Source organism: Sagittula sp. NFXS13 (assembly GCF_040148795.1).
GTDB classification, from domain to species: Bacteria; Pseudomonadota; Alphaproteobacteria; order Rhodobacterales; family Rhodobacteraceae; genus Sagittula; species Sagittula marina.
Genome location: NZ_JAGEMH010000008.1, coordinates 181,206 through 191,866, shown reverse-complemented (window position 1 = coordinate 191,866; position 10,661 = coordinate 181,206). Strand labels below are relative to the sequence as shown.

Below are 10,661 nucleotides of genomic sequence, written 5' to 3'. Positions count from 1 at the left end.
AAGGCAATGACACGCTCGAAGGTGGTCTGGACAACGACACCATGGATGGCGAATCCGGCAATGACCTGATGCTCGGCGGCGAAGGCGACGACTGGATGGTCGGCGAAGACGGCAACGACACGATGGACGGTGAGTCCGGGAACGACACTGTCGAAGGCGGGCTTGGCAACGACTGGATGAAGGGGGAACAGGGCGCGGATCTGCTTCTGGGCGGCGAAGGCAACGACACGCTCGAAGGTGGTCTGGACAACGACACCATGGACGGCGAATCCGGCAATGACCTGATGCTGGGCGGCGAAGGCGACGACTGGATGGTCGGCGAAGACGGCAACGACACAATGGACGGCGAGTCCGGGAATGACACTGTCGAAGGCGGGCTTGGCAACGACTGGATGAAGGGCGAACAGGGCGCGGATCTGCTTCTGGGGGGCGAAGGCAATGATACGCTCGAAGGTGGTCTGGACAACGACACCATGGACGGCGAATCCGGCAATGACCTGATGCTGGGCGGCGAAGGCGACGACTGGATGGTCGGCGAAGGCGGCAACGACACGATGGATGGCGAGTCCGGGAACGACACTGTCGAAGGCGGGCTTGGCAACGACTGGATGAAGGGCGAACAGGGCGCGGATCTGCTTCTGGGGGGCGAAGGCAACGACACGCTCGAAGGTGGTCTGGACAACGACACCATGGACGGCCAATCCGGCAATGACCTGATGCTGGGCGGCGAAGGGGACGACTGGCTGAAAGGCGAAGACGGCAACGACACGATGGACGGTGAGTCCGGCAATGACCTGATCGAGGGCGGTGCCGGAGCTGATTGGCTCAAGGGCGAGGGCGGTGACGACACGCTTTTCGGTGGCAAGGGGGATGACCTGCTTGTCGGCGGAGATGGCGCGGATGTGTTTGTCTTTGCTCAGGAAAGCGGCTTTGACCTCGTGGAGGATTTCCAGGACGGCATCGACAAGATCAACCTGACCGACCTGTGGGGCAGCGCAATCTCCATCGTCGATACGGCCGAGGGTGCGCTGGTCAACATCGAAGGCTACGACGTGGCGCTGTTTGTGGATATCGCGGCTTCCGCGCTGGGGCTGGACGATCTGGTCTTTTGACCGACACCGGGGGCCGTGGGTTCGCCTGCGGCCCCCGGTGTGAAAACGCGCTTTCACACCTTCCAATGTCGCTTTTCTTCGGCAAGCGTGCTGTCGCTTTGCCTAGCTGCTGCTGCGGGCCTGTGGTCTTGTGACGCTGCGCGCGCATTGACGAATGCCGCACTGGCGAGATAGGACTTTTGAAATTTTTTACCCGGAGGCGATGCCTTTTGGGGGCGTCTCTGGAGGGAGTGGACATGAGCGAGATCGAACGCGAGTCGATGGAATATGATGTTGTCATCGTTGGTGGTGGCCCCGCTGGCCTGTCTGCCGCGATACGCCTGAAACAGATGGACCCGGATCTGGACGTGGTGCTGTTGGAAAAGGGCTCCGAGATTGGCGCACATATCCTGTCTGGCGCAGTGCTCGATCCTTGCGGGCTGGACGCGTTGATCCCGGACTGGAAAGCGAAAGGCGCTCCGCTGAACGTGCCGGTGAAAGACGACAACTTTTACCTGCTGGGCGAGACCGGCGAAATTCGCGTGCCCAACTGGCCGATGCCCAAGCTGATGAACAACCACGGCAATTACATCGTCTCGATGGGCAATGTCTGCCGCTGGATGGCGGAGCAGGCAGAGGAACTGGGCGTCGAGATTTTCCCCGGCATGGCCTGTTCTGAACTGATCTATGGCGACAACGGCGAAGTGCGCGGCGTCGTCGCCGGTGTCTTCGGGCTCGAAGAAGATGGCTCTTATGGTCCGAACACCGAGCCGGGCATGGAGCTGCTGGGCAAATACGTGTTTCTGTCCGAGGGCGTGCGCGGCTCACTGGCCAAGGAAGTCATCGCCAAATACGACCTTTCCGCCGGCAAGGAGCCGCAGAAATTCGGCCTCGGCATGAAAGAGATCTGGGAAATCGACCCCGCCAAGCACAAGGAAGGCTCCGTCACCCACACGATGGGCTGGCCGTTGAATTCTTCCAAGACGGGCGGCGGATCGTTCATCTATCATCTTGAAAACAATCAGGTCTACGTCGGTTTCGTGGTGCACCTGAACTACCAGAACCCGCACCTGTACCCATACATGGAATTCCAGCGTTTCAAGCATCACCCGATGGTGGCTGAGCTGCTCGAAGGTGGTAAGCGCGTGGCGTATGGTGCGCGCGCGATTTCAGAGGGCGGGTATCAGTCGATGCCCAAGATGGTCGCGCCGGGCGTTGCACTGCTGGGCTGTTCCGTCGGCATGGTCAACGTGCCCCGCATCAAGGGCAACCACAACGCCATGTTGTCGGGCAAGGCCGCGGCCGAGGCGGCATTTGCCGCGATCAAGGCAGGGCGCGCGTCTGACGAATTGACCGACTATGAAACCGAGGTGCGCGAAGGCGCCATCGGCAAGGATCTCAAACTCGTCCGCAATCTGAAACCCATGTGGTCCAAGTGGGGCCTCGCGGCCTCCCTGACGTTGGGTGGCTTTGACATGTGGACCAATTCGCTGTTCGGCGGGTCGCTGTTCGGCACGATGAGCCATGGTAAAAGCGACGCTGAGGCCACGGGAAAAGCCTCTGATTTCAAAGAGATCAACTACCCCAAGCCGGACGGAAAGCTGTCCTTTGACCGTCTGACCAACGTGGCCTTTTCCTTTACCAACCACGAGGAAAGCCAGCCCGCCCACCTCAAGCTGAAGGACCCCAGCGTCCCGGTGAATGTGAACCTGCCGCAATACGCCGGCCCCTCGGCGCGTTACTGTCCGGCGGGCGTGTATGAATTCGTCGAAAAGGACGGCGCGCAACAGTTCGTCATCAACTTCCAGAACTGTGTGCATTGCAAGACTTGTGACATCAAAGACCCCTCGCAAAACATCAACTGGACTGTTCCGCAGGGCGGCGATGGGCCCAACTACCCCAACATGTAATCGGTCTATACTGACAGTGAAGCGCGCCCCCTGGGGCGCGTTTTGCGTTTTGGTTAACCTCTCTTTCACCTGGCCGCGCCAATATAAGGTCGAATGCGTTGCGAGGTGCTCAACGATGATGGAAGAACGAGCTGACCGCTGGCCCAGTTGTTGGGGCTTTGAATTGCAGACAGAGGAGGGCGACTTTGCCGCCACCATCGTCAATGTGTCCAAAACAGGGGCATTTGCCGAGGGGGTTCTGCCCTTTGAGGTTGGGGTGCGGGTGCGCCTGACCGCCATGCGGGAACCGGTCCGGGCACATGTGGTGCGCGTTTCACGCAGGGGCGCCGCGCTGCAATTCGATAAGCCGCTCACGGCCGCTCAGCTTGAAAACCTGCGACAATACCGCGACCTCCGGCAGATGTGACCGCTGTGGGGCCTTTGCGCGGCGTCCGGTGCATTGCCATGCTGGACGGGCCGCTCTAGGCTTTGCGCAAACAAGCAACACGGGAGGCCGGGAAATTGACGCACTGGGCATCAGGCATTCGCGCTACACTACGGGCCAGCACCTTCGCGGTGGCCGCCGCATTCGCCACTGTGGCTCCGGCGCAGGCCAATGGCATCGCGGGTGACTACCTCGCGGCGCGTCAGGCCAGCTTCCTCGGTGATTTCAAGGCTGCGGCGCATTACTACGGGCGCGCGCTGGCCTTTGCCCCGGACCGTCCGGAACTTCTCGAACGCGCGATCCTGGCAGAGATGTCATTGGGTGATTTCGACCGTGCGTCGGCCCTGGCGGATCGAATGGAAAAGGGCGGCTTCGACAGTCAAGTTGCGCGTATGGCAACCATCGCCACAGAAGCGGGCAAAGAGAACTACACCACCATCATCAAGGCCATTGACGAAGAACGCGCCATCGGTCCGCTTGCCGATGGCCTCGTCAAAGCATGGGCCTTGCTGGGCACCGGCGACATGAGCGCGGCTCTTTTGGCGTTCGATGAAGTGGCTGACATGCAGGGCCTCGCCCCCTTCGCCGCTTACCACAAAGCCTTGGCGCTGGCCTCTGTGGGAGATTTCGTAAGCAGCGGTGCGATCTTTGAAGAGGATCAGGCTGGCGGTATGGCGGCCACCCGGCGTGGCGTCATGGCGCGCTCGGAAATCCTGTCTCAGTTGGGCCGCAGTCAGGAGGCGCTTGAGCTGCTTGATACCAGCTTTGGCACCGATCTGGACCCGGAGCTGAAAGAGATGCGCAGCGCGCTGGAAGCCGGTGATCGGCTTCCCTTCACCCACGTCAGAACCCCGAAGGACGGCATCGCGGAAGTCTTCTACACCCTTGCCGGCGCGCTTTCGAACGAGGGCAGTGATGAGCTGACCTTGCTCTATTCGCGTATGGCGGAGCACCTGAGGGCCGACCACACCGATGCGATCCTGCTTTCCGGCGAGCTTCTGTCAGGTCTGGGTCGCTATGATATGGCGGAAGATACCTTTGAACGTGTCGGCCCCGAGGATCCCTCCTACCACGCTGCCGTCATGGGGGAGGCTGAGGCGCTGCGCGATCAGGGCGACATGGCCGGTGCCATCTCCACGCTCGAAGGGCTGGCCGAAGCGCAGCCCGATCTCGCCGTCGCGCAAACCACGCTGGGGGATCTTTACCGGCAGGAACAGCGCTACGAGGAGGCGACCGCCGCCTACAGCCGCGCGATTGAGCTCATGCCGGAGGAAACCTCCCGTCAGTGGTTCCTGTATTACGCCCGCGCCATCGCCTTTGAGCGTCAGGATAAGTGGGAGGAGGCAGAAGCCGATTTCCGTCATGCGCTGGAGCTGAACCCGGAGCAGCCGCAGGTCTTGAACTACCTCGGCTATTCGCTGGTGGAACAGGAGCGCAAACTGGATGAGGCGCTGAACATGATCGAGCGTGCCGTCGCCGCGCGCCCGAACTCCGGCTACATCGTCGATAGCCTTGGCTGGGTGCTTTACCGCCTTGGTCGCTACGAGGAAGCCGTGCCGCATATGGAGCGTGCCGCAGAACTGATGCCCATCGACCCAGTGGTGAACGATCACCTTGGCGACGTCTATTGGGCCGTCGGACGCGAGCGTGAGGCAGAATTCATGTGGAAGCGCGCGCTGTCCTTCGTCGATTGGGAAGACGCCGTAGAAGAGGCAGATCCTGAACGCATCAAGCGTAAACTCGACGTTGGGCTCGATCAGGTTCTGGCAGAAGAAGGCGCGCCCTCGTTGGAACAAGCCGCAGCACAGCCGCTCACCGATGAAGAGGGCTAAGGTCCACGCACCGGCGAAAATCAATCTGACCCTGCATGTGACTGGCCAACGCGACGATGGCTATCATCTGCTGGATTCTCTTGTGGTTTTTGCCCCGGTTCATGACACGCTCGACATGAATTTCGATACCTCTGACCTCTCCATGACGGTGGAGGGGCCAGAAGCCGATGGCGTGCCGAGTGATATGTCAAACCTCGTGTTGCGCGCCGCCGATATCCTGGGAGAGCACCTTGCGGCCCATCTGACAAAAAACCTTCCCCCGGCGTCAGGCATGGGCGGTGGATCAGCGGATGCGGCGGCGGTGTTGCGTGCTCTTTTGCTGCGAACTTTGCCGCCCGAGGCCACCTTGGACGACATCGTCGCCCAGCTTTTGCAAAAGATACAGGCGCTTGAACTGCACGCGCTCGGCGCGGATGTGCCCATGTGCATGCTCAATATGCCGATGCATGTTCGTGGGATTGGCGAACAGATGACCCCGCTCCGCGGCATCCCACCAATCAATGCCTTGCTCGTAAATCCACGTCGGGCCGTGTCGACGCCGGAGGTCTTTCGCGCCATGACAACGCGGGACAATCCGCCCATGCCAGAGATTCCGACCCTGCCAGATGCCGCCGCGCTCATCGCTTTTCTGAAAGATATGCGCAACGACATGCAGGTGGCGGCCGAAGTGATCGAGCCGTCTATAGGCGACGTGCTGACCACGCTGGAAGAAGCCCCGGGCTGCGGTCTGGCGCGCATGTCGGGCTCCGGTGCTACCTGCTTTGGCTTGTTCGCAGATATCAGCGACGAAGAGCTGGCCAAAACCGCCCAGACCATCCGGCGCGCCCACCCGGATTGGTGGGTCGCATCTGGCCCCTTGGGCAATCAGTTTGCGCTGGGTCTCCCCACGTTCAGCTGAGGCGTGCCACCACGAAATCATTGAGGTCGACCAAAAGGTCCCGCATCTCGCTTTGCGGCATCTCCATCATGGCCGCTTTGGCCCGGGCCGACCAGCGCAGGGCCTCTTGCCGAGTTTCTTCCAGCGCGCCGTGTTTGTTCATCAACGACAGGGCGTGCTCCAAATCGCCGTCCTGCTGATCACCTTTTTCGATGACACGCTTCCAGAACGCGCGTTCGGTTTCGTCGCCTGCGGCGACGGTTTTGATCACAGGCAAGGTCAGTTTACGCTCGCGGAAATCGTCACCGACGTTTTTTCCAGTCGCGTCCGACCCCCAGTAATCCAGCAGGTCATCCACGATTTGAAAGGCGATTCCCAGCGCATCGCCGTAATCGAATAGCGCCTGTACCTCCGCCTCGGGGCGGTCGGCAATCACGCCACCCACCTGCGTTGCCGCCGAAAAAAGCGCAGCCGTCTTGCCGCGCACCACCTGCAGATAGACCTCTTCGGTGGTCTTCAGATCCTGAGCGGCGGTCAGTTGCAGCACTTCGCCCTCGGCGATGGTGGCAGAGGCATTCGACAGGATGCCCAGAACCCGAAGATTGCCCGTTTCTGTCATCAACTGGAACGACCGAGCAAAGAGGTAGTCACCGACCAGAACAGAACTTTTGTTGTCCCAAAGCAAGTTGGCCGTTTTGCGACCACGCCGCATGGCGCTTTCGTCGACGACATCATCGTGCAGCAAAGTCGCGGTGTGGATGAATTCCACGGTCGCGGCCAGATGCAGGTGATAGGGGCCGTCATACCCGCACAGCTTTGCCGCGGCGATGGTCAGCATCGGACGCAGGCGCTTTCCGCCAGCTTCGACAAGGTAGGCGGTGACCTCAGGAATGCGCGGCGCGTGCTTGGAGGCCATGCGCTCACGGATAAGCCCGTTCACGGCGTCCATCTCGGGGGCCAGCAATTCAGCGAGGCGCTCTTGCGGTTTCACTTGGCTATCCAACATCGCTCTCCCTCGGAAGGCTCGACAAGACCCCGGTCCTGTCCTTACATCGCACCCATGGAAGAGCTTCTGCGTACCACCGACATCACATTGATCCCTTTGGCCAAAACCCTTCTGGATGGCGAGGATATACCCAGCTTTGAACTAGACGTAAACATGAGCATCCTCGAAGGCAGCATTGGCATTTTGCCGCGCCGTCTGATGGTGCGCACAGCCGACCTGGATCGGGCTCGGCGCGTGCTTGAACTCGCCGGAGTTGACCTTGCGCGCTGATCCTTTTGCCGACGCGGATCTGACGCGCGACGCCATGCTGGGCGGGCTGGTGCAGATCTGGCAGCCGCGCATCGGGTATCGCGCAGGCACGGACCCGGTGTTGCTGGCCGCCTCGATCCGAGGGGTGGCGGGCCAGTCGGTGCTGGAATTGGGCTGCGGCGGCGGGGCGGCGCTGTGCTGCCTGGGCAGACGGGTTCCCGGCATGCGGTTGGCGGGGCTGGAGATCCAACCGGGCTACGCAGCGCTCGCGCGGCGCAATCTGTCAGACAATTGCCTGACGGGAGACGTATGGCAGGGCGACCTGATTGATCCGCCCAAGGAGATGAAGGCCGAGAGTTTCGATCATGTCATGGCAAATCCGCCCTATTTCGAGGCAGGGAAGGGCTTGATTGCCCGCGATGGCGGTCGTGGCACCGGGCGTGCGGGCGAGGTGCCCTTGCACGCCTGGGTGCAGGCGGCGGCAAAACGGTTGAAGCCGCGCGGCTACGCCACCTTCATCCTCCGGATCGAACGGATGCCGGAACTTATGTCGGCGATGCGGGATCAGCAGCTTGGATCGCTGGAGCTTCTGCCGCTTCTGCCGCGTGCTGGACGGCCGCCAAGGCTTTTCCTGCTCCGTGGGCGCAAGGACGGGCGCGGGCCGTTTACCTTTCACGTGCCGCAAGTCATCCACCCGGATACGATTCGGGGAGATACGCCTGACAACTATACGGAGATCTTCCGCGGGGTCATGCTGGGCGGCCGACCGTTAGAATTTGAAGCAAATCGAAGCTGATTTCCGCCGATTCTTATAGTTTTGTGAAGGAAGAATGCACGCGCGGCGTGACAGGTGGCCAAGCTTGTGCTGGACTGGAACCCTGAACCAACGAAAGGAGGATCCCCATGAGCTTAACTTCGCATCTGCAGGAATTGAAGAGGAAGCACCAGTCTCTTTCGGATGCCGTGGAGCGCGCACAGCGGTCACCCGGCAAGGATGACCTGCGCATCGCGGATATGAAAAAGCAGAAATTGCGGATCAAGGAGCAAATTACACGCCTTTCGACGACCGCCTGACCGCCATCAGTCGGTGACCTGTCCTGACGTATGCCAGGACAGGTCTTTCATGGACCAGATTACAGCCAACGACCTGACGAAGAGCGTCGACAACCGCGCAGACCTCATGCGGCCAAGAGCGTTTCACCCTCAAGACGTTTGGCGGACGCCGAGCATTTCCAATCCAAACAGCTTTGATGCACTCTGCCTAGGGTGGAGTGCGTGTGCGCTTTGTTCGAGAAATGCGCAATCTGACCAGACATCGAAGCATTCGGCACGGACCGCTTCTCGTCGTAACCAGCGCTCACCTGACCGCGCAGTCCCACTTACATCTTAAACGCCCCGAACCTTTATGCTTCCGAGCGTTCGTTTTTCAATGGAGCCTTAATCCTCGATTGGCGTGAGCATCTGCTCCAGCCGATCGCGCATGTGTTCGTGCTGAGTTGGCAACTTCAGCGCCTCGCCCAGGTGAGCGGCGTCTTCATCACGGTCGAAACCCGGTTCGTTGGTGGCCACTTCGAACAATACACCGCCCGGCGACCGAAAGTAGATCGCCCAAAAATAATCGCGGTCGATCACGGGTGTCACCTGATAGCCGGTGTCCAAAAGCGCCTTGCGCACGTCAAGCTGCGCCGCGCGATCATCGACCGAAAACGCGATGTGGTGGACCGAGCCTGCGCCCTGATCTGCCGCCGGCCCGTTAACCTGCGTGATATCGATGACCTGCGCATCATTGCCGCTGGGCATGCGATAGCGGGTTACGTCCCCGTCCGTCGCCTCTTTCTCATAGCCCATGAAGGTCAGCAGTTCCGCGCTTGCTGCCGCGCCGCGTGGGCTCAACCGCATATCGGCGGAATGGAAGCCGCGAATCGCCACGTCTTCCGACACATCGGCGGTCCAGGGCGTGCGAGGGTCGTCCTGCGCCACAAGTGCAAAACCGTCACCATCCGGCCCTTTGAACAGCAGGCGCTCATCGCCCAAGCGGTTCTCACGGCGCAGATCCTCGGCGTTATACGCGGCCAGGCGTTCCTCCCAAAAGGGCAGGGCGTCCTTCGGCACGGCAAAGGCGGTAGTTCCCACTTCGCCCGTGCCCGCGCGTCCTCTGGCGGCATTGGGGAAAGGGAAATAGGTCATGACGGTGCCGGGGCTACCGGTCTCGTCTCCGTAATACAGATGGTACACGTCGGGGGCATCGAAGTTTACCGTCTTCTTCACTCGCCGAAGGCCAAGCGCCTTGGTGAAAAATGCGTTGTTTTCCGGCGCGCTGGACGCCAACGACGTAACATGGTGCAGGCCATTGATCTGCTTAATCATCTAAAAATCCTCCGTGTTTGGTAAAGGATATAGAGCGTGCGTCGGCATTGAGAATTGCCGGATTCTCAAGGGATTTGGTGCGCATCCGCACGAAGATAAAGCCCCGGCGCAGGACCGGGGCTTTGGAAGCACTTGAAGCAGGCAGACCAAAGCCACCCACTGGCGAAATAAAACGGATTTAGACGAAGAACTGCGCGCCGTTGGCGGAGATCGTCGACCCGTTGATGAAGCCCGCATCGTCAGAGGCGAGGAAGGTCACGCAGCGCGCGATTTCTTCCGGTTCACCCAGGCGTCCCGTGGGGATCTGGCCAATAATCGAGTCGCGCACCTTCTCCGGCACGGCCATGACCATTTCGGTCGCGATGTAGCCGGGACAGATGGCGTTGGCAGTGATGCCGGCGCGTGCGCCTTCCTGTGCCAGCGACTTCACGATGCCCAGATCGCCTGCCTTGGTGGCGGCGTAGTTCACTTGAGCGAACTGACCCTTCTGACCGTTGATCGAAGAGATCACGATGATGCGGCCAAACTTACGCTCGCGCATGCCCGGCCAGATCGGGTGAACAGTGTTGAACACGCCGGTCAGGTTGGTGTCGATGACTTCTTTCCACTGGTCCGGGGTCATCTTGTGAAAGGGCGCGTCGCGCGTGATGCCCGCGTTGGCGACGACCACGTCAATGGGGCCGAGGTCGGCTTCGACCTGTGCCAGGCCTGCTTTGGACGAGTCGTAATCCGCCACATTCCATTTGTAGGTTTTGATCCCGGTGGCCTCGGTGAAGGCCGCTGCCTTCTCATCGTTGCCAGCGTAAGTGGCCGCGACCTCGTAGCCTTGCGCCTTCAGCGCCTTCGAGATCGCCTCACCGATGCCGCGCGTGCCGCCCGTAACGAGTGCAACTCTTCCCATACTA

General features: G+C 60.7%; 11 protein-coding genes. 8 read left to right on the top strand and 3 right to left on the bottom strand.

The genetic code is table 11. The features are described 5' to 3' along the window. From J4E08_RS16360 to J4E08_RS16340, 5 genes are all read left to right on the top strand, one after another. Positions 1–1,112 (top strand): calcium-binding protein (locus tag J4E08_RS16360; protein ID WP_349539420.1); only part of this gene is annotated, 1,112 nt, incomplete at its 5' end. Between the two features lie 236 nt (positions 1,113–1,348). Beyond that, positions 1,349–3,001, top strand: coding sequence for an electron transfer flavoprotein-ubiquinone oxidoreductase (locus J4E08_RS16355; protein ID WP_349539419.1), 1,653 nt, complete (start codon positions 1,349–1,351; stop codon positions 2,999–3,001). A gap of 115 nt (positions 3,002–3,116) precedes the next feature. Continuing rightward, the gene (locus J4E08_RS16350) at positions 3,117–3,407 is read left to right on the top strand and encodes a PilZ domain-containing protein (RefSeq protein WP_183967660.1); all 291 of its coding nucleotides are present in this window, start codon (positions 3,117–3,119) and stop codon (positions 3,405–3,407) included. A 95-nt stretch (positions 3,408–3,502) separates the two neighbouring features. After that, complete coding sequence (locus J4E08_RS16345; protein WP_349539418.1) at positions 3,503–5,257, top strand: tetratricopeptide repeat protein; 1,755 nt, start codon at positions 3,503–3,505, stop codon at positions 5,255–5,257. After that, the gene (locus J4E08_RS16340; protein WP_349539417.1) at positions 5,244–6,155 is read left to right on the top strand and encodes a 4-(cytidine 5'-diphospho)-2-C-methyl-D-erythritol kinase; all 912 of its coding nucleotides are present in this window, start codon (positions 5,244–5,246) and stop codon (positions 6,153–6,155) included. Before J4E08_RS16345 ends, J4E08_RS16340 begins: the two co-directional genes overlap by 14 nt. Here the strand turns inward: J4E08_RS16340 and J4E08_RS16335 are convergent. Further along, positions 6,148–7,140, bottom strand: a complete 993-nt coding sequence (locus J4E08_RS16335) for a polyprenyl synthetase family protein (protein WP_349539416.1) — start codon at positions 7,138–7,140, stop codon at positions 6,148–6,150. The two genes, J4E08_RS16340 and J4E08_RS16335, sit on opposite strands and share 8 nt — an antisense overlap. 54 nt (positions 7,141–7,194) lie before the next feature. Between J4E08_RS16335 and J4E08_RS16330 the strand changes: the two genes are divergently transcribed. The 3 genes from J4E08_RS16330 to J4E08_RS16320 all read left to right on the top strand — a co-directional run bounded on the left by J4E08_RS16330 (position 7,195) and on the right by J4E08_RS16320 (position 8,463). Next, the gene (locus J4E08_RS16330) at positions 7,195–7,410 is read left to right on the top strand and encodes a putative signal transducing protein (RefSeq protein WP_183967666.1); all 216 of its coding nucleotides are present in this window, start codon (positions 7,195–7,197) and stop codon (positions 7,408–7,410) included. Continuing rightward, positions 7,400–8,185 carry a tRNA1(Val) (adenine(37)-N6)-methyltransferase gene (locus J4E08_RS16325; RefSeq protein WP_349539415.1) on the top strand — a complete coding sequence of 262 codons (786 nt, stop codon included), beginning with the start codon at positions 7,400–7,402 and terminating at the stop codon, positions 8,183–8,185. Before J4E08_RS16330 ends, J4E08_RS16325 begins: the two co-directional genes overlap by 11 nt. 107 nt (positions 8,186–8,292) lie before the next feature. Next, entirely contained in the window at positions 8,293–8,463 is a 171-nt protein-coding gene (locus J4E08_RS16320) for a YdcH family protein (protein WP_183967668.1), read from the top strand. Between the two features lie 363 nt (positions 8,464–8,826). On the opposite strand, the gene J4E08_RS16315 is transcribed toward J4E08_RS16320, so the two are convergent. Together J4E08_RS16315 and phbB are read right to left on the bottom strand one after the other, a co-directional pair. Continuing rightward, positions 8,827–9,756: a VOC family protein gene (locus J4E08_RS16315; protein WP_349539414.1), complete on the bottom strand. Its 930-nt coding sequence runs from the start codon at positions 9,754–9,756 to the stop codon at positions 8,827–8,829. Positions 9,757–9,934: 178 nt separating this feature from the next. Then, a complete protein-coding gene (gene phbB, locus J4E08_RS16310) occupies positions 9,935–10,657 on the bottom strand; it encodes an acetoacetyl-CoA reductase (protein ID WP_349539413.1) in 723 nt (240 codons plus the stop codon). Positions 10,658–10,661: the final 4 nt, after the last annotated feature.

Coding starts and splice junctions, on each gene's coding strand:
- phbB (WP_349539413.1), bottom strand. CDS start 10,657: ATGGGAAGAGTTGCACTCGTTACGGGCGGCACGCGCGGCATCGGTGAG.
- J4E08_RS16355 (WP_349539419.1), top strand. CDS start 1,349: ATGAGCGAGATCGAACGCGAGTCGATGGAATATGATGTTGTCATCGTT.
- J4E08_RS16340 (WP_349539417.1), top strand. CDS start 5,244: ATGAAGAGGGCTAAGGTCCACGCACCGGCGAAAATCAATCTGACCCTG.
- J4E08_RS16350 (WP_183967660.1), top strand. CDS start 3,117: ATGATGGAAGAACGAGCTGACCGCTGGCCCAGTTGTTGGGGCTTTGAA.
- J4E08_RS16320 (WP_183967668.1), top strand. CDS start 8,293: ATGAGCTTAACTTCGCATCTGCAGGAATTGAAGAGGAAGCACCAGTCT.
- J4E08_RS16330 (WP_183967666.1), top strand. CDS start 7,195: ATGGAAGAGCTTCTGCGTACCACCGACATCACATTGATCCCTTTGGCC.
- J4E08_RS16335 (WP_349539416.1), bottom strand. CDS start 7,140: ATGTTGGATAGCCAAGTGAAACCGCAAGAGCGCCTCGCTGAATTGCTG.
- J4E08_RS16315 (WP_349539414.1), bottom strand. CDS start 9,756: ATGATTAAGCAGATCAATGGCCTGCACCATGTTACGTCGTTGGCGTCC.